The organism is Streptococcus minor DSM 17118 (assembly GCF_000377005.1).
Lineage (GTDB): Bacteria > Bacillota > Bacilli > Lactobacillales > Streptococcaceae > Streptococcus > Streptococcus minor.
Genome location: NZ_AQYB01000033.1, coordinates 356,092 through 378,929, shown reverse-complemented (window position 1 = coordinate 378,929; position 22,838 = coordinate 356,092). Strand labels below are relative to the sequence as shown.

Genomic DNA, 22,838 nt, shown 5'->3' with positions numbered 1-22,838 from the left:
TATTTTTGTACTAACAACATAATACATCTTTTTATCAAATAAGGCAAGTATTTTAATTGTTTTTTTTGTATAATATATAATAATAGATATAAACCATTTCAAGGAAAAGAAAGGAACTGTCATGCTAGCACAAGTGGATACAAAGACTGTATATACCTTTATGGACAGTACTCTCACAATTGATAAATATGTGGCGCGTGGCAAAGAGTTAGGCTATGCTTATTTAGGTATTATGGACTATAACAATCTTTATGCAGCCTATACGTTTATGGAAACTTGTTATAAGGCAGAAGTTCGTCCCTTGATTGGTTGTGAGCTAGATCTTGAAATCCAGCAAATTCCTATTACTATTCAGTTTTTAGCTCTCAACAGTAAAGGTTATCAGCATCTTCTGAAAATCTCAACAGCTCGGATGATGGGGCAAAAAGATTTTGAGGCTATTCGCCAGTATCTGACAGACATAGCTATCATCGTGCCGGTTGAGTCCAATCAGGGGAATCTTGATTTAGGACTGGATTATTATATCGGAGTTCGTCCAGATACCCCGGTTCAACATTTTGACAGGCCAATCTTGCCCCTTTACACAGTACGCTATCTGAAACCATCAGACCTTGAAACTCTACAGCTTCTTCATGCTATCCGGGATAACCAGACCCTTAGTCAAATTGGTTGGATACCAGCTCATCAAGAGTTGTTGTCACCTAGTCAACAAGAAGCTCTTTTTAAAGATAACTTTCCGCAGGCTATAGAGAATCTGGAGAACCTAGTTTCGGATATTCACTATGAATTGGACAAGGATTTGAAGTTGCCGCGTTTTAATCGAGAACGCCCAGCAGTGGAGGAGTTGCAAGAAAAGGCTCGCGAAGGTTTACATAGTAAAGGATTGCTAAGTCCGCAGTATCAGGAAAGATTAGATAAAGAATTATCCATTATACACAAGATGGGCTTTGATGACTATTTTCTTATTGTTTGGGATTTACTGCGTTTTGGTCGTAGCCAGGGTTATTATATGGGGATGGGCCGTGGATCTGCAGTCGGGAGCTTAGTAGCCTACGTTCTAGAAATAACAGGCATTGACCCTGTCAAGCACGATCTGCTATTTGAGCGTTTTTTAAATGAAGAACGCTTTAGTATGCCCGACATTGATATCGATATTCCGGATATTTACCGGGGTGATTTTTTGAGATATGTCCAAAAACGCTATGGTAGTATGCACACTGCTCAGATTGTGACCTATTCGACATTTGGTGCTAGACAGGCGATTAGGGATGTTTTTAAACGTTTTGGAACACCTGAGTACGAGTTAACGAATATAACCAAGAAGATTTCCTTCCGAGATAGCTTAGCCTCGGCCTATGAACGAAATGCTTCTTTCCGCCAAATCATCAATAGCAAGCCTGAGTATCAGAAAGCTTACGCTCTAGCTAAAGCGATTGAAGGACAACCCAGACAGACTTCCATTCATGCAGCCGGTGTCGTGATGAGTGACAATGATTTGACGGATGTGATTCCACTGAAGCATGGCGAAGACATGCTCATTACCCAATACGATGCCCATGCCGTTGAAGCTAATGGTCTGTTAAAGATGGATTTTTTGGGCTTACGTAATCTCACCTTTGTCCAAAAAATGAAGGAAGCAGTGGCAGACAAGTATGGCACCCAGCTGGTTATTGAAGATATTGATTTGGAAGATAGAAAAACACTAGAACTCTTTGCGGATGGAAAGACTAAGGGAATTTTTCAGTTTGAGCAACCTGGAGCTATTAATCTCCTCAAGAGAGTGAAACCCAGTCGCTTTGAAGATCTAGTGGCTACAACCAGTCTGAATAGGCCAGGTGCAAGTGACTATTCGAATAACTTTGTCAAGCGTAAGCATGGACAAGAAAGAATAGATCTTCTAGATGACTCAATTGCTGATATTTTGCAACCAACCTATGGCATCATGCTGTATCAGGAACAAGTGATGCAGATAGCACAGCGCTATGCCGGATTTACACTGGGAAAAGCTGACTTGTTGAGGCGAGCTATGTCTAAGAAAGATGCTAGACAAATGCAACATATGGAGGAGGAGTTTCTTAAGGGTGCTGAAAAGTTGGGGCACGCTAGTGAGAATGCCAAAGCTATCTTTGCCATGATGGCTAAATTTGCAGGTTATGGTTTCAATCGCAGTCATGCTTATGCATACTCAGCTTTAGCCTTTCAACTGGCCTATTTTAAAACCCATTATCCAGATGTCTTTTTTGATATCATGCTCAACTATTCGAGTAGTGATTACATCACAGATGCCCTTCAGTTTGATTTTCAAGCTGCTAGACTCACTATCAATAACATCCCTTATCATGACCGCTTTGACAACAAAGAAATTTTTATGGGACTCAAAAATATCAAGGGATTTCCAAGAGAATTTGCCTTTTGGATTGTGGAAGAACGCCCCTTTAAGAGTGTGGAAGATTTTATACTAAGATTACCACGCCAATACAAAAAAAAGGAGCTCTTAACTCCTCTTATTCAACTAGGACTCTTTGATATTTTTGACAAAAATCGCCATAAAATTATCAGTAATTTAGAGAATCTCTTCGTCTTTGCAGATGCTTTTGGTTCGTTCTTTGCAGAGGAAGAGTATAGCTGGATAGAAGCTGAGGATTACAGTGATAGTGAAAAATATAATTTGGAGCAATCCATTATTGGTGTTGGTATCAGTCCTCATCCTTTACTAAAAATAAGAAGGGATGCAAGACGGCCTTATCAGGAACTGACTGATTTGGTAGAAGGGCAAAAAGTTACTATTTTAGTTCAAATCCAATCCATTCGAACCATCCGAACGAAGAAAACAGGAGAACAGATGGCGTTTCTCCAAGTAACAGACACGAAAAAGAAGTTGGATGTCACCCTCTTTCCAGAAATCTATCGTCGTTACGCTTCTGATTTGAAAGAAGGTTTGATTGCTTATCTATCTGGTCGCATCCAAGAGCGAGATGGGCATTTACAGTTACTCTTGGAAAATATGGAGAAACCAAATGTAGAAAAATTCTGGATCTTACTGGAAAACAATCAACATGATGGAGAAATTGCATTGATTTTACAAGATTATCCGGGAGACATACCAGTAGTCCTTCATTATCAAAATAGCAATCAGACGATCCAGGCTCAACGAATGTTTGTCAAAAAATCAGAGGAAATGCAGAAGAGGTTGCTAGGGATTTCTTTGAAAACGATTTTTCGGTAAAAAATGACAGTAAAGGCAAGCAAGTTACTGTTTAATATGGTATAATGGTACAGTTAAAATGAAATAAAGGAGTAAAATACGAATGAAACGTATTGCTGTCTTGACCAGTGGTGGAGATGCCCCTGGTATGAATGCTGCCGTTCGTGCAGTTGTTCGTAAAGCCATTTATGAAGGCATGGAAGTCTATGGTATTAACCGTGGTTATGCCGGCATGGTAGAAGGGGATATTTTTAAGTTTGAAACGAGAGATGTTACCAACATCATGTCACAAGGTGGAACTTTCTTACGTTCAGCTCGTTACCCAGAATTTGCCAAATTAGAAGGCCAATTAAAGGGAATTGAGCAATTGAAAAAGCATGGTATTGAAGGTGTAGTTGTTATTGGTGGAGACGGTTCTTACCATGGGGCGATGCGCTTGACAGAGCATGGATTTCCAGCAGTTGGGGTACCGGGTACTATTGACAATGATATTGTCGGCACAGACTATACCATTGGCTTTGATACAGCAGTCAATACAGCTATCGAAGCAATTGATAAAATCAGCGATACTTCCTACAGTCACAAACGTACATTTGTTGTGGAAGTGATGGGACGTCATGCTGGAGACATTGCTGTTTGGGCTGGTCTTGCAACTGGTGCAGATCAGGTCATTATTCCAGAAGAAGAATTTGACATCAAAGCAGTTGTTGCACGCAACATGGATGGTTATGAAAATCGTGGTAAGAGTCATGCAATCATCGTCCTAGCAGAAGGTGTGACAAATGCTGAAAATTTTGTTGCTATGATGAAAGAAGCAGGTGATACAAGTGATCTTCGCGCTACCAACCTTGGACATATTCTCCGTGGAGGACGTCCAACAGCTCGAGATCGCGTTCTTGCATCTTGGTTAGGAGCTCATGCAGTAGACCTTCTTAAAGAAGGGAAGGGTGGACTGGCAGTTGGTATCCAAAACGAGGAGTTGGTATCTTATCCGATTCTTGGTACTGCAGAAGAGAACGCTTTGTTTAGTTTGGCAGAAGATGGAAAAATTGTTGTCAATACCCCTCACAAAGCTCAAACCAAACTGGCTCAACTTAGTCGCGAACTGCGTCGTTAATCACTAGTATTGAAATCGTAAAATTTAGGAGTAATATTATAATGTTTAAACGTGTTAAAATCGTTGCAACCCTTGGTCCTGCGGTAGAATTCCGTGGTGGTAAAAAATTTGGAGATGATGGTTATTGGGGAGAAGCGCTAGATGTTGAAGCTTCAGCTGAAAAAATCGCTCAATTAATCACAGAAGGTGCGAATGTCTTCCGCTTTAACTTTTCACATGGTGACCATGCAGAACAAGGTGCTCGTATGGCGATTGTGCGTCGCGCAGAAGAAATTGCTGGCCAAAAAGTTGGTTTCCTTTTGGATACTAAAGGGCCAGAAATCCGTACAGAATTGTTTGCAGATGATGCAAAAGAATACTCTTACAAAACAGGTGAAGTCATTCGTGTTGCTACGAAGCAAGGCTTGAAATCAACACGTGAGTTGATCGCTTTGAATGTTGCTGGTGCTCTTGATGTTTTTGATGATGTTGAAGTTGGCAAGCAAGTTTTGATTGATGATGGTAAACTTGGCCTCCGTATCATCGAAAAAGATGCAGACAAACGTGAATTTGTTGTTGTTGTTGAAAACGACGGTATTATTGCCAAACAAAAGGGTGTAAACATCCCTTACACTAAGATTCCTTTCCCATCCTTGGCTGAACGTGACAATGCAGATATTCGTTTCGGTTTGGAACAAGGTTTGAACTTCATTGCTATCTCATTCGTTCGTACGGCTAAAGATGTTGAAGAAGTACGCAATATCTTGAAAGAAACTGGTAATGAGCACGTACAACTATTCTCGAAAATCGAAAACCAACAAGGTATCGATAATATTGATGAAATCATCGCTGCTTCAGATGGTATCATGATTGCTCGTGGTGATATGGGTATTGAAGTTCCATTCGAAATGGTTCCTGTTTACCAAAAAATGATTATTACCAAAGTCAACGCAGCTGGTAAAGCAGTTATCACAGCTACTAACATGTTGGAAACGATGACTGAAAAGCCACGTGCAACTCGTTCTGAAGTTTCTGATGTTTTCAATGCGGTTATTGATGGTACAGATGCAACAATGCTTTCTGGAGAATCAGCAAATGGTAAGTATCCAGTCGAATCTGTTCGTGCTATGGCAACCATTGATAAGAATGCTCAAACACTTTTGAGAGAGTATGGTCGTTTGGATTCATCGCATTTTGATCGTACTTCTAAGACAGAAGTTATTGCCTCTGCCGTTAAGGATGCAACCAACTCAATGGACATTAAATTGGTTGTAACAGTGACTGAAACTGGTTTCTCAGCTCGTCAAATTTCTAAGTATCGTCCAGATGCAGATATCTTGGCAATCACTTTCACTGAGAAAGTTCAAAAATCACTCATGATTGCTTGGGGAGTTAACCCAGTTGTAACTGCTAGACCAAAATCAACGGATGATATGTTTGAATTGGCTGAAAGAGTGGCACTTGAGCAAGGTCTTGTTAAGCCAGGTGACAACATCGTTATCGTAGCCGGTGTACCAGTGGGTGTAGCTGGTTCAACGAACACCATGCGTGTCCGCACCGTAATGTAATGCCTTAAAATAGTAAAATGAAAAGGAAGGGTTTTGAAAACTCTTCCTTTTTAATCACAATCAATAGGTCAATAGATAGAAGCAGACATTCTATGGTTAGTTTCAGCTGCATATCCAAATAAGAGTCTAGGGCGTCCATCCCAGACTCTTATTTTGTTATATACTTATCTGGTGAAAAAGGGCTCATATCAAAGGGATTTTCTAATCCAAGGATTTCTCTAGCGATTTGCCAACCGATGAAGGGTCCAGAGGTCAATCCAGATGAGCCAAGACCACTAGCTACCCAAATGGAAGGTTGAACGCTTAGTGCACCATAGAATGGTAAAAAGTCAGATGTGTATGCACGTATTCCGACTCGAGTGTTTGAAATGGGATAGTTTTCTAGTGATGGGATAAACTGACTGGCTGTGGTTTTCATATCCGTTATCAGTTGCTCATCCACTTCCAGATCATAGCCCATATTGTTTTCATGACTAGCGCCAATAACCAGCCTTCCCTGTTCGAACGGTAAGATGTCAATTTCGCCATGTAACATACAGCCCGGCCATTGAGTAGTCGAGAAATCAGTTGTGATTTCTAAGAGTTGCCCCTTTTGAGGCTTGATATCCACCTTGTATCCCAGTGGTTCCAAGATTTGAGGGAGCCATGCCCCAGCACTCAAAATGACTTGGTCGTAGGATAGTTCCTGATGGTTGACTAGGACGGTTTTCTTTGAGCTCAACTGTGCCTGACCCTTGATGATAGTGCCACCATTTTGAATAAAGAGTTCTTGTAAACTATCGAGTAAGGCAGAACCATCTAGTCGACCGCCACCACTTGTCAGTACAGCACCCTGTTGAGTCTCTAGGACTGGAATGAATTGTTTCAAGTTTTCTACCTCAACAATCTCTAAGTAGCCAATCATTTCTGCTTTCTGTCTTCTCTCCATAGCTAGTCGATAGAGTTTTTCTAATAAATGTGGCTGATTCTTAAAGACAAGAGTACCTGTCTGGTGATAGGGAAGTTGCTCCATTCCCGCCTGGCTCAAATCCTTCATTAACTGCAAATAGAAGTTGGCACCTTGGGCTGTCAAGTGATACCAGTCTTGGTTGCGTCTTTGAGAAAGCCAGGGGCAGATGATCCCAGCAGCAGCCCGTGTAGCTGTTCCTTGTCCATTGTCAATCAGCGTAATTTGGTAATCAGCATGATAGGAAAGATAAAAAGCAGCAGTGGAACCAACAATACCTCCACCAATAATAACGATTTCTTTTTTCATAGTGTTAGTATATCACAAATTCCCTAGTTTCCATATTGGCCTCAAGATGGTAAAATAAGACTATTGAATGAAGAGGAAGTGAAAAAATGGAAGATGTGATGAATCCTTCAGTCATGACTTTGGGGCAGGGTGCCATTAAAATTGCAGCAGTCGGAGACAGTCTGACTTATGGTTATGGCTTGGAAAATCGTAAGCAAGATGCCTATCCTAGTATTTTATTAGAATTATTGGGCTCTCACTATCAGGTGTCTAATTTTGGGATGAGTGGCCGCTCTCTCCTGTCCACCTCCGATTATCCGTATTTGAAGGAAAAAAATGCTCAGCTATCTCTGGAAAGTGATGCGGATATTGTCATTATTATGATTGGGAGTAATGATAGTCGAGCAGCCTACTGGGACAAGGAACAGTTTATCAGGGAATATCGTGATTTTGTCAAAGCCTATATGAACCTTTCTAGCCAGCCAGATATTTTCATTGTTGCACCGCCTTATGTACCTACCAGTCGGTTTGGTTTGAATAACGCAGTAGTACGCGACGAGATTCAACATATTGTAGAGAATATAGCTCGGGAACTGGATGTTCATTTTGTCAATCTTTATCCCATTACTGAAGGTCAGTTAGAATTTTACAGTGATGGTCTGCACCTGACTCCACTTGGGAATCGTGTCATCGCTCAAGCCATCTTTTCAGCTCTGAGAGAATAAGAGCTATCCATTTTCTCATGAAATATGATATACTAATACAAAGGAATTGGAGAAATTATGGTAAAAAGAGATTTATATGGATTTATTGGCTTGATAGTTGCCACTATTTTAGCCTTGGTTGCCCTTCGGATCTGGGTGTATGAACCAGTCACTATTAATGAACAAATGGCTAACCAGTATTTGGTAGAAAAAGATGTTATCATCGCAGATCGTAGCAAGAAAATCAAGTATGGTGACTTTGTCCTTTACAAAGTGGATAAGAAAAAGTATGTTGGGCGTGTCATTGCAATGGAAGGAGATGATGTGACCTATCTCTACGACGTTCTCTATCGCAATAATGAAATTATCCCGGAAGATTATTTGAAAATTCATGGTTATGCTGAATACTATACTGAGGATATGACGATTGAAACTCTGACAGAAGGTCAGCATACGGTGATACCAAAGAGGTCGTATCTTATTTTAAATGACAAACGGACAGACTTGCGTGATAGTCGTCAATTTGGGCTGATTTCTCAAAAACAAATTATTGGTCCTTTGACTTTCCGCTTGAAACCCATTAGCCAGTTTGGTTTTATTGATAATGGACTAGCTCAATAGAGCTAGTTTTTTTAGGTACTAAAAAACCAAATCAGACTATACCAATTTTTTTGTTGACATAAAAAAATAGTTGATATATACTATGTTTGTTAGTTTTTTTAATATAAAATCAGACTATACCAATTTTAATATAAAGGAACTCTACCAAGATGTAGAGGGTGTAAATAACATGTGTGGAATCGTTGGTGTTGTAGGTAGTCGTAATGCAACAGATATCTTAATGCAGGGACTTGAAAAGTTGGAATACCGTGGCTATGACTCAGCTGGGATTTTTGTAACAACAGGACAAAAAGGAAACTTGATCAAGTCAGTTGGTCGTATTGCTGACCTCCGTGCTAAAATCGGCATTGACATTGCTGGATCTACAGGTATCGGTCATACTCGCTGGGCTACCCATGGAAAACCGACCGTTGATAATGCTCATCCTCACACATCCCAAACTGGGCGCTTTGTCTTGGTTCACAATGGAGTGATTGAAAACTACTTGCAGATGAAGGAAGATTATCTGTCCGGCCATGATTTCAAGGGTCAGACTGATACTGAAATTGCTGTTCATTTGATTGGTAAATTTGTTGAGGAAGAGGGACTAGAAGTCTTAGAAGCTTTTAAAAAGGCCCTTCATATCATTGAAGGTTCCTATGCCTTTGCCCTGTTAGATGCTGAAAATCCAGATATAATCTATGTTGCTAAAAACAAGTCTCCTCTATTGATTGGTTTGGGTGAAGGATACAATATGGTTTGTTCGGATGCCATGGCCATGATTCGCGAAACCAATCAATTTATGGAAATCCATGATAAAGAGTTGGTGATTGTGACGAAAGAGTCTATTCAAGTTCAGGACTATGAAGGTAATCCAGTAGAACGCGAACCCTATACAGCTGAGTTAGACTTATCTGACATTGGTAAGGGGACTTATCCTTTTTACATGTTAAAGGAAATCGATGAGCAACCAACTGTTATGCGTAAACTGATTTCCACTTATGCTAATGAAGACGGCAGTATGAAAGTAGATCCAAATATTGTCAAGGCAGTTCAGGAGGCAGACCGTATCTATATCCTAGCTGCTGGTACCTCTTACAATGCTGGATTTGCCTCTAAAAATATGCTAGAAGCTCTTACCGATACACCAGTTGAGCTAGGAGTAGCGTCTGAGTGGGGCTATCACATGCCACTTCTTAGTGAAAAACCACTCTTTATCCTCTTAACCCAATCTGGTGAAACAGCCGATAGCCGTCAGGTTTTGGTTAAAGCGAATGAAATGGGTATTCCAAGCTTGACTATCACCAATGTTCCAGGTTCGACCCTTTCGCGTGAGGCAACTTATACGATGCTGCTCCATGCTGGACCTGAGATTGCAGTTGCATCTACCAAAGCTTATACAGCCCAAGTGGCAGCTCTGTCTTTTCTTGCAAAAGCAGTTGGTGAAGCGAATGGCAAGAAAGAAGCTCTGGAATTTGATTTGGTCCATGAGCTGTCTATCGTAGCACAGTCCATTGAAGCAACACTCTCTGAAAAAGACATGATTGCTGATAAAGTTCAACAACTCTTGTCTACCACCCGCAATGCTTTCTATATTGGGCGTGGCAATGATTACTATGTCACCATCGAAGCAGCCTTAAAATTGAAAGAAATTTCTTATATCCAGTGTGAAGGATTTGCAGCAGGCGAGTTGAAGCACGGAACCATTTCTTTGATTGAAGATGGTACACCAGTTATTGCCTTGATTTCTGCAAATGAGGTGACAGCTGCTCATACACGTGGCAATATTGCCGAAGTAGTTTCGCGTGGTGCTAATATTCTGACCATCGTTGAGGAAGGCCTAGCCCGTGAGGATGATGATATTGTTGTGAATCAGGTTCATCCGTATCTCTCAAGCATTGCTATGGTTATCCCAACACAACTAATTGCCTACTATGCCTCTTTGCAACGTGGCTTAGATGTGGATAAACCACGTAATTTAGCTAAGGCTGTAACAGTTGAATAAAGATTTAAAAGCTCTAGGTAACTAGGGCTTTTATCCGTAAATACTAATCTATAGGTAACAGTGGATAGGGCATATCAAGTTTCTTTTATTAGAGGAAGTGAAATAGTAAGCATACAATCTGGAGTGATACTGCATACTATCCGTCATGCTCGTCTTTACAAGGAAAAAATAGTTTGGAGCTGTGGTGAACCAAGTGTGAATATCTTGCCTATGAAAGGTAGAAAAAGTGCTCTTTTCTATTTTAGATGAAAATGGTTCGGGATTTTGAGAAAAATAGCACAAAGTTTTGGTTTTTTCTTTATGAAAGCGCTTTTTTAATTTATAATAAATGTACTCATAGTTCAAGAAAGGAGCCCACTATGGTGACACGTCGGAAGTTTTCCAAAGATGAGATTGGGCATCAATCTCCCTATTTTTCAGCTTTGAAAACGACTATTGAGACAGCTTTTTATGCAAATCATGTTTCAGCTATCAAGAGTATGGAAGAAGCTTATCAGTTGGCTGCTTCGGATCCAGGGAGTATTGTCTTGGATATACCAGTTATTCATACAGGGGAGTTGGGATTGCCTTCCTATGCCCGGGTCTTGTTATCCAATTCTGGTGCGATAGTGGGGCGGACGGCCAAAGCACGTAGAATTTTTGGTCAAAATCCTGACGAAGACAAGGTTTTGCTTCCAATCATTCGATCAGCTATTTTCCAGTCACAACAGCAGCAGTTTTATAAAGCGGATGCTATTGTGGGTTTGGATGAGGACTTTATGGTGTGTGCCCACCTGATGGTACCTGAAACGGAAGTAGCCAATCTCTACTCCTGGTTACTCAATTTTCAGATTATCAACGAGGAATACAAGGATCGTCTCAAGCAATCTAAGGTTTATAATGAGAATGATATCTATATCTTTTTTAATCCAAAGTGGAAACACCCAGATTATCCCGATGGTCTGGCTTATTTTGACACTGTCCATAATTGCGTCATTGTTCTAGGTCTGAATTATTTTGGAGAATTAAAAAAGGCGACTCTAACTTTGGCTTGGGGGATTGCGGCGCGAAATGGTTTTGTTTCCTGTCATGGGGGACTCAAGATTTTCAAGAAAACAGATGGCTTAGACTATGTAGCCTCCTTTTTTGGCTTATCAGGTTCTGGTAAGTCCACTCTGACCCACGCCAAGCATAAAGGCAAATATGATATCAAGGTATTGCATGACGATGCTTTCGTCGTCTCTCAATCAAACGGTTCTTCGATTGCCCTAGAACCGGCTTATTTTGATAAAACAAATGATTACCCGGCTGGTCATCCCGAGCAAGATTTTTTTGTATCTGTTCAAAACTGTGGTGTGACTTTGGATGAGAATGGCCGTAAAAAATTAGTGACAGAAGATATTCGTAATGGCAATGGTAGAACAGTTAAATCTCGTTTTTCTACACCCAATCGGGTCGACAAGATTGCTGAACCCATCCAAGCTATCTATTGGATTATGAAGGATGACTCCTTGCCACCTTTAATCAAGGTTGATGATCCTGTATTGGCTGCTACCATGGGTTGTACATTGATGACCAAGCGCTCAGCTGCTGAAAATACAAAGGAAAACTATCAGTCCTTGGTTATTGAGCCCTATGCCAATCCATTTCGTGTTTATCCTTTAGTGGAAGACTATCAGAAATTTCAGACCCTATTTGAATCGGGTGTAGACTGCTATATTCTGAATACTGGTTTTTATATGGGCAAAAGTATTCCCAAGGAAGTGACCCTAAATATTATCGAGCAGGTGGTAGATGGAACTGCTAATTTCAAAGCCTTTGGTGAGATTACTTATCTTTCCTATTTGGAACTGCCAGATTATCCCTTAGCAGCTTTTGATGATAGATACAAGCAACTTTTGCGGGAGAGGATGCAGTTGCGACTCAATTTTCTACTTTCCTTTAATCAAAATAATCTTTTGACCCCATTACCAGTAGAAGCTATTTCAAGACTGGAGGATCTTATCATTCGACTGAAGAATAAGACATAAGAAATAGTCTAGTGGTCCATTTTTGTCACAAAAACTGTGACAAGGTTTGAGTGTTCTTGACAGAGAAGACATAGTACAATAGACTTATCACAAAAGAAGGAGAAGAAGAAATGGATACACAATCTTCTTTGAAGGTTCGGGTTCAAAAACTCGGTACTTCATTATCAAACATGGTTATGCCTAACATCGGGGCATTCATCGCTTGGGGTGTTTTGACCTCTCTCTTTATTCCGACTGGTTGGTTACCTAATGAACAGTTAGGAGCTATTGTTGGTCCAGCTATTACCTATCTTTTGCCACTCTTGATTGGCTATACTGGTGGTCACATGGTCCACGGTCAGCGTGGTGCAGTAGTTGGTGCGATTGCTACTTTTGGTGCGATTGCTGGTGCTAGCGTACCAATGTTTATCGGTGCCATGATTATGGGGCCATTTGGTGGTTGGTGCATCAAGAAATTTGACCAAGCTTTCCAAGAGAAAATCCGTCCAGGTTTTGAAATGTTGGTCAACAACTTCTCTGCTGGTTTGATTGGTTTTGCCCTTATTATATTTGCTTATCTGGCTGTCGGACCAATCGTTTCGACTTTGACAGATGCTATTGGTAATGGTGTGCAAGCCATCGTCGATATGCAACTCTTGCCACTGGCTAATATTTTGGTAGAACCTGCCAAGATTCTCTTCTTGAACAATGCTATCAACCATGGTATCTTTACTCCACTTGGTGCAGATCAAGTAGCGGAAACCGGTAAATCTATTCTCTTCCTGATCGAAGCCAATCCTGGTCCAGGTCTAGGTATCTTGGTTGCTTACATGGCATTTGGTAAAGGTTCTGCAAAATCTTCTGCTTGGGGAGCTTCTATTATCCATTTCTTGGGTGGTATCCACGAAATCTACTTCCCATACGTGATGATGAAACCATTGCTTTTCCTAGCTGTTATCGCTGGTGGTATCTCAGGTACTTTTGTCAATCAATTGCTTGGTTCTGGTCTATCAGGCGCGGCTTCACCAGGTTCTATCTTTGCTATCTTGACAATGGCTGCTAAAGGAACTCATCTTTCAGTTATTCTAGGAGTTTTGGCAGGTGCTGTAGTATCCTTCCTTGTGGCTTCAGTTATCCTGAAAGCAGATAAGTCAGAAGGTGAATCACTGGAAGACGCACAAGCTGCAACTCAAGCTGCTAAAGCACAAGCCAAAGGACAAGCTATATCAGTTTCTGCTGATTCTATCCAGCAAATTATTTTTGCTTGCGATGCGGGAATGGGTAGCTCAGCCATGGGTGCGTCACTCTTGCGTGATAAGGTGAAAAAGGCTGGATTGAGCATTCCAGTCACCAACAAGGCTATTGCAAACTTGACTGATGAACCAAATACGCTCATTGTAACTCAAGAAGAACTGGTAGCTCGTGCAGCTCAACGCACACCAAGTGCAACTCACGTAGCAGTGGACAACTTCTTGACCTCCCCTAAATATGATGAAATTATTGCTCAACTGGCGGGTGATGTTTCCCCAAAGCCTGAGACAACTTCAGTTCAAGCTGTAGCTGAAGTTGACCTCAATTACATTGATGAAGTCGTCTTTGCTTATGGACAAGAGCAAGGTTCTGCTACGATGGGCCAAGAAACTTTGCGTGCAATCTTTAGGAACAAGGGGATTGCAACTCCAGTAGCAACAGTGCCATATGCTGATTTGAAAGATCATAATGCTAAAAATATCTTGATTGTCACTACCATTGCCCGTCAGGCTCAAGTTCAAGCAGCTGCTCCAGATGCGCAACTTTTAGTAGTGGATAGTCTGGTAACAACTCCAGAGTACGACAAGATGGTAGCAAGAATGCACAAATAAGTCATTAAAGTAGTATAATCAAATTATATGCTATTAACAAAACGTGAAAAACAATTAGTGAAAGCTTTCCTCCAAGTAGGAAAGCTTTCGTTGAAAGAGATGGCGGATATCTTGCAGGTTTCTTCTCGCACAGTTTATCGAACTCTATCAGATTTGATGCTAACTCTAGAAAAACAGAATATCGAGCTTATCAAGGATGGACGCAAATACTTTTTATCAGGAGATTTGTCTGTTTTGGAAGAATCTCAATCAACAGAGGAAGTATCAGCCAGCCAACGTTTGGTATTGATATCCTATCTTCTACTGACGAGTGCAGAACCGATCATCAATGAGGAGTTGCAGGAGCGCTTCTGGGTATCAAATGTAACGGTCATTCAGGATGTAGCAGAAATAGAAAAGCGCCTCAAGGAATTTGAGTTGTCTATTCAGCGTAAAAGAGGTTATCAGGTGGTGGGGGCAACTGCTCAGAAGCGTCGTTTTCTAGCTATCTTGCTGAGTAATGCAATCTCTATACAGAATTTTTGGCAGGACGACTATCCAGAGTTTCCTATTTTGGAAGCTGAGCAAGTTCAGGCTGCTCGTCAGATTTTTGAAGAACATCAGTATCTATTGGGAGAAGTAGATTCAAAGCTTAGGCAATTTCTCATGATATTATTGGCTTTAGCTGATAATCAAGATGAGCTAGTCCCAGCGGTTAATGTATCAAAGGAGGCACTGGATTTTTCTAAGCGCATCTTTTCCGACTTGGCTAAGAGAAGTAAGAAGTTTTTCAATCTGCAGGAGATTGTTTATTTTGCCAACATTTTAGATGAAATCATCATTAAACGCCAGGAGATTCCTCTTTTTCGTGAAAAATTTGATAGTGAATTTTACTACAGTATCTCGCAGATGGTAGACGCTGTATCCCGATTTACGAAGATTGATTTTTTCAAGGACAAGCTTCTTTTTCAGTTGCTCTTTAACCATATGCGGTTGAGTTTAGCGGTTCCGTTTCTTTTTCCGGAGCGGGCAACAACTAATGTGGCTTACTTAGCAGCTCAAAAGAATCAGTTTCTGCACAGTATAGTTAGTTTAGTTATGCGGGATATTTTTCCAGCTTTTATCCAAAATGAATACGAATATGAGCTCGTTACTCTGCATTTTGCCTCGAGTCTCAGAAGGAGTCCAGATATTTATCCTATCCGTCTGCTCTTGGTGACAGATGAGCGACCGTTGACGACCAGTGTTTTGGTTTCAAAAATCAAAAATATTGCCCCCTTTGTCGAATGGATTGATATCAAGAGTACGAGCAATCTATCTATGGTGGATACGGGGCAATATGACTATTGTTTGACGACTAGGCCGATTCCTAATCGGGAGATTGATTTGATTTCAACTTTTCCTAGTACACAGGAAATATTGGATTTGCAGGACAAACTACAGCAAATTCAGGAGAATCGAACTGTGGCAGAACGTCAGGAATTGGTCAGCAAAAAAAGTCATGATTTGCAGAAATACCTTGTAGCTAGCAGTCAGATTTTGCGTAATTTTAGTCTCTCAATCTTGAACAATCAGCCAAGTTTTGAAGACAGTGTTGAACAGATTGTAGAAAGATTAGATTTTGTAACGGATGTTGGCTACTTGGTACACAAACTCTTGTCTCGCTTTGAACTTAGCCCACTGGCTATTCCAAATACGAATCTGGCACTTCTGCATACCCAGTCTCATACGGTTACAGAAAGTCATTTCTTAGTGGTTGAGTTATCCCAGCCGGTATCAGCCCTTTCTATGAATCACCAGTATGAACAAGTTCAGCGGATTTTGGTTATGTTGACTAAGGTTGATGATGAAGAGGAAATCCGAGAGATGATGACCGCTATTAGTCAGTCTATTATTGAAAATAATCTCTATACAGAAATATACCGAACAGGTAATCAAGAGATTATCTATCAACTACTCAATGCTATATTTACCGAAAAAATAAAGAAATTGGAGAATTAAGATGGAAATTCAAAAAGAACTAATCAAACTCAATCAGTCCTTTGCAAATCAGGAAGAGGCCATCCGCTATTGTGGCCAACAACTTTTTGAAGCAGGCCATGTCAATGAAGCTTATGTTGAGGCCATGATTCAACGTAATGAAGAGTTATCTGTCTATATGGGCAACTTTATTGCAATTCCCCATGGTACAGATGCAGCAAAGAAAGAAGTTCTTTCATCAGCTATAACCATCGTGCAGGTTCCTTCTGGAGTAAACTTTGGTACAGAAGAAGACCCAAAAGTGGCTACTATCCTCTTTGGTATTGCAGGTCTAGGTGATGAGCATCTAGAAATTATCCAAAAGATTTCCATCTTTTGTGCAGATGTGGACAATGTTGTCAAGTTGGCAGATGCCCAATCAGTAGATGAAGTGGTAGCATTGCTGAATACTGTGGACTAAGTTTCCTGAGAAGGAGTGAAAAATGAAAAAAGCAGTACATTTTGGTGCAGGAAATATCGGTCGCGGTTTTATTGGCGAAATTCTTTTTGAAAATGGCTTTGAGATTGCCTTTGTCGATGTCAATGACACTATTATCGATGCCTTAAATGCGCGTGGTAGTTATGAGATTGAAATTGCAGAAGAAGGACAACGTCATATTTCGGTTTCAGGTGTGAGGGGGATCAACAACGCTAAGAATCCAGAAGCAGTTGTTGCAGCTATCGCAGAAGCGGACCTTGTTACGACGGCCATCGGACCCAATATTTTGCCTTTTATTGCTGGTTTGGTAGCGCAAGGGATTGAAGCTCGTCAGGCGGCTGGTAATCAGGAACCGTTAGATATTTTGGCTTGTGAGAACATGATTGGTGGCTCCCAGTTTCTTTATGAAGAAGTCAAGAAGCACTTGTCTGAAGCTGGTTTGGCTTTTTCTACAGAGTATGTCGGTTTCCCGAATGCAGCTGTCGACCGTATCGTACCAGCTCAAAGTCATGAAGATCCTTTGTTTGTAGTCGTTGAACCTTTTAATGAGTGGGTTGTAGAAACCCGTGGTATGAAAAACACAAGCCTAGTTTTGGAAAAGGTGCACTATGAGGCAGAATTGGAACCTTTTATTGAGCGTAAACTTTTCTCGGTCAACTCTGGTCATGCGACTTCTGCTTATACAGGTGCTTACTATGGAGCTAAAACGATTCTAGAAGCTCTACAAAATATAACGGTTAAGGACAAGGTGGAAGGAGTCCTTGCTGAGATTCGTAGCCTCCTCATCGCTAAATGGGGCTTTGATGAGCAAGCCTTGGTAGACTACCATAAGGTTATCATCAGTCGTTTTGAAAATCCATTTATCGTGGATGATGTGGCTAGGGTTGCCCGCACACCGATTCGAAAACTAGGCTTTGATGAGCGTTTTATTCGTCCAATTCGTGAATTAAAGGAGCTAGGCCTTTCTTATCATCATCTTCTTCAAACAGTAGCCTATGTCTTTGCTTATAGGGACGAGGCAGATGAGCAGTCTTGTCAGTTACAGTCACTTTTAGCGTCCCAACCCTTAGCAGAAGTGGTGAAAGAGGTGACTTGCCTTGTAGATCAAGAATTAATTGCTGAGATTGTGTCTGTTGTAGATGCGCATTAAGACTCTGCCAGAATCAAGTCTATACTTAAAAAAATCCGTTTTAAACGGATTTTTTTGTAATCTGGTGAAAGACAACCTTCCAGTTCTCATGGCGACGCCATAGAGAGCTGTGAACATCATCATCTATTTCGAAGGTGATGAGTTTGGATTTTTGACTAATGGAGATCATTTGGAAGTTTTTTAGATAGCTCTTACCTATTGACGGACTTTCTAGCATTTGTGCTTTGTTGAGATGGTGTCCTTTGGTGTCAATCAAGAGATAGTTATCTTCTAAAAGCTCCTCATAACCAATACCTCGAGCCTGTATCTGTGTTTCTAAACGGTATAGTTTGTCATAGACATGCTCAAAGATTTCATCGTGAGGAATCTCTGAGGGTTCCACATGGATATCAACATCAAAGACCCCGTGTTTAAGTTTTAGCAGATTTTCCACATGCTCGGTGATTTCGTGACTTTCATAGACAGACAAATCAGGATTCATCTCAAGGACGATATCTAGATAGATATTGGAGCCGTATGTTCGACCGCGTTGGGATTTGACAGAGACAATCTTTGGTAGTTTGAGGATATCTTCTTCGTACTGATGAAGCAGTTCTTCATCAAAGCCATCTGAAAGAGTGAAAAAACTCTCTGTAAAAATGCTATACGCAGTTTTAAGGATGAGAAAAGTAATCACTATGGCTGCAATCTGGTCGATAATAGGAAATCGAATGGCTGCAGCAAAGATGGCGATAGAGGTGCCGATGGATGTTAAGGCGTCTGATAGATTGTCCTTAGCTGCAGCGTTCAGTGCCTTGGAACGGACCCTTTTTGCCAGAGCTCTATTGTATTGATAGACAGCTAACATGATGAGAGCAGCCACCAATCCTACCCAGGCCCCTGCAAGATCTACTTGAACCACTTCCTTGGACATGAGTTTCTGGATGGTGGTGTTTAGTACTTGTAAACCCACGGCAAACATGATAAATGAAGTGATGAGGCTAGCCAAGTCTTCAAACTTCCAATGACCAAATTTGTGGTCGGTGTCAGCTGGTTTTTGGGCCAGACGCAATCCAATGAGAACGGTGACATTACCGACAATATCCGATAGGTTGTTGAAAGCATCTGCCACTAGGGCATCGGAGTGAAAGATATTTCCAGCTGCCAATTTGAAGCCTGATAAAAGAATATAAGCTGATATAGAAAGAATGGCCCCTCGCTCAGCTATTTTCAAATTCTGTGTTTGATTTTCCATAGCATCTCCTTATCAGTCTTTTCATTTTAGCAAAAATACTATTAAAATACAAATGGAGACACAGGCTTCAAATAGCTACTAACTTTGAAAGCATTTCTGTAAAGGTAGAAAATATGATACAATAAAGAGACTGTAGGAGGTTGTGGATGGGAGAGATTTTAATTCGTGCACTAGGTTTTATTGCCATTATCGCACTGGGTTATTTTTTGAAATTAAAAAGAATTGTGAAGAGAGAAGATGCCAAGGTTCTATCAGCCATTGTCATGAATGTTACCTTGCCTGCTGCATTATTGACATCTGCTTCAGAGGTACAGTTGGACTCTGGGATTGTAATTCCCTTGGTACTTGGCTTTGCTATGAATTTAGTCATGGATTGGGTTGGCTACTGGGAGGCACGAAATTGAGGGATAATAGCCAAGAGTGCTGGTATGGTACAGATTTCAGGTTACAATATCGGTACCTTTACTCTCCCCTTTGTTCAGGCTTTTTTTCCTGTAGCCTATCTGGTCCCTGTTATCCTTTTTGATACTAGCAATGCCCTCATGGTTTTGGGGGGAAATTTCACCATAGCAGCTAATCTCAATCGCCAGAAAGAAGCCATGAGCCTAGGAGATATTTTCCGTAACCTCTTTGGTTCTGTGCCCTTTGCTGTCTATCTGGTAACCTTTGTTTTTGCTGCCTTAGGTCTTCGCATTCCTCAATCTGTCTTGTCTATTACCAATATTGCAGCCAATGCTAATCCTTTTATGGCGATGCTTATGTTGGGTATGATGATTGAATTGAAGTTGCACAAGCAGGAGATTCTAGATTTGTTTCGTCTGTTAGGACTTAGACTCTTAGTCAGCTTCCTAGCGGCTCTTGCATTTTACTTTTTATTGCCTGTCCCTATGGTGATGAGACAGATGTTGATTATCTGTGTCTTTTCACCAATTTCAGTCGTAGCACCTGTCTATGCTATGAGGCTAGGAAGTACGACATCGCAAGCTGCCAATCTCAACTCTCTTTCTATCCTGTCTAACCTCTTTATCATGACCATTTTGGTTCTTCTATTTGGTTCTTAAGTAAAAAACGAACTTTTTACTTTCTTTAAAAATGGAATGATTCAAATTTGTTTTAAAAAATGATAAGATAATAAGAACTATCCTATCTTAAAAAGGAGATAAAATGAAACTGAGAAAATCTATCCTTGTTGCTAGCTTATCGGCTATTTTATTGGCTGAGATGAGTGGGGCAGCTCTTGTTTTTGCAGAAAACATCCCTGATCAGCAAGTCATTACCGCCCAAGATCATCGAGAAGTATCTGGTCGTTATACAACAAACTTTGAAGATGATGACTTAGTGGTGACCTTCACACTAGCTCCACACATGCTAAGAGAGGAGACGATTCAAGAAGTAACCCTTCAGCTGGAACTGGATAGTGAAACACATAGCCTGCCATTTTCTCAAGTGCAGGCTGGCTTGTACGAAGCACGAGTTTCCAAGAAATTTCTTCAATCAGAGCCAAAACTGGCTGTGCAATTGAAAACTGCCAATGAAGAGTATGTGTTTGAGGATTTGGACTACCAACGTCCCAGTGAGGAAGTTACAAGTTCTGAATCACTATCGACAGTATCTACTCTAACTACCACACAGGAACAAGAACCAACAACGACTCTTGTAACCGAAGACGCTTCAACCATCGGCACGAGTGAATCGGTAACTTCAGAAAAACCAGTCCTAGGGCACCATCAGGAAGTAGCGCAAGCTGCAGGTCAACAAGTGACGCTAAAGGCTCAAGAAGACAATGGGAAATTTGATGTTTCTGTGACAAATATCAACCGTCCTTCGGATGTATCTAGTGTTCAAGTAGCAGTTTGGTCTGAGAAAAATGGTCAAGATGACCTCAAATGGTATCCGATGCCCTTGTCCGCCTCTTCTGGTAAGTTGACAGTTGATATCAAACAGCATAGTAACCAGTCTGATCATTATATTGTTCATGTTTATATCAATTACAAATCGTCTCCGACAGTGGGCATTGATGCTGGTAAAATTGCCATTAGAAAGCCAGCTGCCAAACATCAACTGGAAGCAAAATTTACCAATCATGGACTTCAAGTGAGTCTTGTTTCTAATCAGGTTTCAGATTATAAAAAGGTTAAGTTGGCTATTTGGGGCGAAAAAAATGGACAAGATGATTTAAAATGGTATACCACCTCTTCGACAGGCACCTTGTCAGTACCTTATAATCAAATTGCAGGCTATGATCAATATCAGGTACACGCCTACTTGGAAGAAAGTGGCAAAATGATTGGTTTGACAACTGCAACTGCCAAATTGGATAAACCAGCTATCACAACCAATGTCATAAAGATTTCTAATGCTCAGTATAAGATTGAAGTCAAGAATGTTCCGGATTATGTGAGCTCTTTACAGATTCCAGTCTGGTCTGAAAAAAATGGACAAGACGATTTGCGCTGGTATACAGCCAATAAACGGTCAGCTGGCGTGTTTGACCTACTGATACCATTGAGCAACCATCAATTTGCTATCGGGCGCTACCAAGCGCATATCTATGCTAAGACACCATTTGGCAAAGATGCGATTGGGCTTGGAGTGGTTTCTGATTTTCAAGTGGCTGAGCTAGGAGCACCTTCCGCTCAAGTGTATATTGCCAATGTTAATTCTCAGACCCTACATTTTGATGTCATCGTATCCAACCTTGTTGCGCCGGGTGGTTTAAAATCTGTTCAGGTTCCAGTCTGGTCTGATGCCAACGGTCAAGATGATTTGCGTTGGTATACAGCACATAGGCAGGCTGATGGTAACTACAAGGTGACAGTGTCTATTGCTAGTCATCATTATAGCTTTGGTCGCTATCAGGCCCATGTTTATCTGGTTCTTAGTAATGGCCAAATGGTCGGAGTTGGAACATCTAGTGTTCAGTTTAACAAACCGGCCAATGTCACACGCATTGAAGCCACCTATCAGGGGATGGGAAATTACCATTTAACCATGAAACCAGTCTTGACGAATGGTCGCGTGAAATTTGCAGTTTGGTCAGAAGTTGGAGGTCAGGATGATTTGAGATGGTATGAAGGCTATCGCCAGCAAGGTGTAGTTTTTGGTGGTGGTTTTAATGCTCAATCTCATTCTGGAACTGGTCTTTATCAGATACATGCCTATGAGGAAGTAAATGGCCAAATGAGAGGACTAGGTACAACGACTGTACATGTGGCTAAATCACATTATCAGGCACCGTATTATTCCCAATTAGATCCTAGGTGGAGTGGTCTACGCTATGGAGCTTGGACTTTTGGGCCATCAGGCTGTGTTCCAACTTCTATGGCCATGATTATTTCTGCTATCACTGATCAAGGCATATCACCAGTTCAAGTTGCCAACTATCTGCACCATCATACTCTAGAATTCAACCGTTCTTTCTTTGGAACAAGTTCTCGGGGTGTTGTAATGGCAGCTAGGAACTGGGGTCTTAAAGCATCTGCTCTCAATTCATACAGTGCTTTAGAAACAGCATTGAAGCAAGGTTATTATGTCGCAGCTGGTGTGGGGCCGAGTAAATATATTGTGTCTGGTGGTCACGAGATTGTTTTGAAAGGCTATCAAAATGGTATGACTTATGTCTTGGATCCATATAATCCAGGCAACAATGGCTGGACTAGTTTAGCTTATATTTGGAGCATTCCAAGTACCGACCCTATTGATCGTACAGAAGGTATGCCTTATATTCGTATTTCAGATTAAAAAAAGCAGTAAAA

Annotated in this window: 16 protein-coding genes; 14 read left to right on the top strand and 2 right to left on the bottom strand. The window is 41.0% G+C overall.

Annotated features, from left to right (window positions below; all coding sequences use genetic code 11):
* Window positions 1-121: 121 nt before the first annotated feature.
* From F602_RS0108130 to pyk, 3 genes are all read left to right on the top strand, one after another.
* A complete protein-coding gene (locus tag F602_RS0108130; RefSeq protein ID WP_018167478.1) occupies window positions 122-3,226 on the top strand; it encodes a DNA polymerase III subunit alpha in 3,105 nt (1,034 codons plus the stop codon).
* Between the two features lie 82 nt (window positions 3,227-3,308).
* Window positions 3,309-4,322 carry a 6-phosphofructokinase gene (gene pfkA / locus F602_RS0108125; RefSeq protein ID WP_018167477.1) on the top strand — a complete coding sequence of 338 codons (1,014 nt, stop codon included), beginning with the start codon at window positions 3,309-3,311 and terminating at the stop codon, window positions 4,320-4,322.
* 41 nt (window positions 4,323-4,363) lie between these two features.
* Window positions 4,364-5,869, top strand: coding sequence for a pyruvate kinase (gene pyk, locus F602_RS0108120; protein ID WP_018167476.1), 1,506 nt, complete (start codon window positions 4,364-4,366; stop codon window positions 5,867-5,869).
* 148 nt (window positions 5,870-6,017) lie between these two features.
* Here pyk and F602_RS0108110 read toward each other — a convergent pair whose 3' ends face one another.
* Window positions 6,018-7,124 carry an NAD(P)/FAD-dependent oxidoreductase gene (locus F602_RS0108110; RefSeq protein ID WP_018167474.1) on the bottom strand — a complete coding sequence of 369 codons (1,107 nt, stop codon included), beginning with the start codon at window positions 7,122-7,124 and terminating at the stop codon, window positions 6,018-6,020.
* Between the two features lie 86 nt (window positions 7,125-7,210).
* Between F602_RS0108110 and F602_RS0108105 the strand changes: the two genes are divergently transcribed.
* The 8 genes from F602_RS0108105 (at window position 7,211) to F602_RS0108070 (ending at window position 17,849) form a co-directional block, all read left to right on the top strand.
* Window positions 7,211-7,828, top strand: coding sequence for a GDSL-type esterase/lipase family protein (locus F602_RS0108105; protein WP_018167473.1), 618 nt, complete (start codon window positions 7,211-7,213; stop codon window positions 7,826-7,828).
* Window positions 7,829-7,885: 57 nt separating this feature from the next.
* Window positions 7,886-8,428: a signal peptidase I gene (lepB, locus tag F602_RS0108100; protein ID WP_018167472.1), complete on the top strand. Its 543-nt coding sequence runs from the start codon at window positions 7,886-7,888 to the stop codon at window positions 8,426-8,428.
* Between the two features lie 169 nt (window positions 8,429-8,597).
* Complete coding sequence (gene glmS / locus F602_RS0108095; RefSeq protein ID WP_026183381.1) at window positions 8,598-10,412, top strand: glutamine--fructose-6-phosphate transaminase (isomerizing); 1,815 nt, start codon at window positions 8,598-8,600, stop codon at window positions 10,410-10,412.
* Window positions 10,413-10,771: 359 nt separating this feature from the next.
* Complete coding sequence (locus tag F602_RS0108090) at window positions 10,772-12,421, top strand: phosphoenolpyruvate carboxykinase (ATP) (protein ID WP_018167470.1); 1,650 nt, start codon at window positions 10,772-10,774, stop codon at window positions 12,419-12,421.
* A gap of 110 nt (window positions 12,422-12,531) precedes the next feature.
* Window positions 12,532-14,262 (top strand): PTS mannitol transporter subunit IIBC, encoded by a 1,731-nt coding sequence (locus F602_RS0108085; protein ID WP_018167469.1) that lies wholly within the window; start codon window positions 12,532-12,534, stop codon window positions 14,260-14,262.
* Between the two features lie 27 nt (window positions 14,263-14,289).
* Window positions 14,290-16,242, top strand: coding sequence for a BglG family transcription antiterminator (locus F602_RS0108080; RefSeq protein ID WP_026183380.1), 1,953 nt, complete (start codon window positions 14,290-14,292; stop codon window positions 16,240-16,242).
* Window position 16,243: 1 nt separating this feature from the next.
* Window positions 16,244-16,681, top strand: a complete 438-nt coding sequence (locus tag F602_RS0108075; RefSeq protein ID WP_018167467.1) for a PTS mannitol transporter subunit IIA — start codon at window positions 16,244-16,246, stop codon at window positions 16,679-16,681.
* Window positions 16,682-16,703: 22 nt separating this feature from the next.
* On the top strand, window positions 16,704-17,849 hold the full coding sequence (locus tag F602_RS0108070; RefSeq protein ID WP_018167466.1) for a mannitol-1-phosphate 5-dehydrogenase: 1,146 nt from the start codon (window positions 16,704-16,706) through the stop codon (window positions 17,847-17,849).
* A gap of 40 nt (window positions 17,850-17,889) precedes the next feature.
* Here F602_RS0108070 and F602_RS0108065 read toward each other — a convergent pair whose 3' ends face one another.
* Window positions 17,890-19,083 (bottom strand): cation diffusion facilitator family transporter, encoded by a 1,194-nt coding sequence (locus F602_RS0108065; protein ID WP_018167465.1) that lies wholly within the window; start codon window positions 19,081-19,083, stop codon window positions 17,890-17,892.
* 146 nt (window positions 19,084-19,229) lie between these two features.
* On the opposite strand from F602_RS0108065, the gene F602_RS11125 reads away from it, so the two are divergent.
* The 3 genes from F602_RS11125 (at window position 19,230) to F602_RS0108050 (ending at window position 22,824) form a co-directional block, all read left to right on the top strand.
* On the top strand, window positions 19,230-19,487 hold the full coding sequence (locus F602_RS11125) for an AEC family transporter (RefSeq protein ID WP_018167464.1): 258 nt from the start codon (window positions 19,230-19,232) through the stop codon (window positions 19,485-19,487).
* A gap of 24 nt (window positions 19,488-19,511) precedes the next feature.
* Window positions 19,512-20,144 (top strand): AEC family transporter, encoded by a 633-nt coding sequence (locus F602_RS0108055; protein WP_018167463.1) that lies wholly within the window; start codon window positions 19,512-19,514, stop codon window positions 20,142-20,144.
* A gap of 103 nt (window positions 20,145-20,247) precedes the next feature.
* Window positions 20,248-22,824, top strand: coding sequence for a GBS Bsp-like repeat-containing protein (locus tag F602_RS0108050; protein WP_018167462.1), 2,577 nt, complete (start codon window positions 20,248-20,250; stop codon window positions 22,822-22,824).
* The last annotated feature ends 14 nt before the right edge of the window (window positions 22,825-22,838 follow it).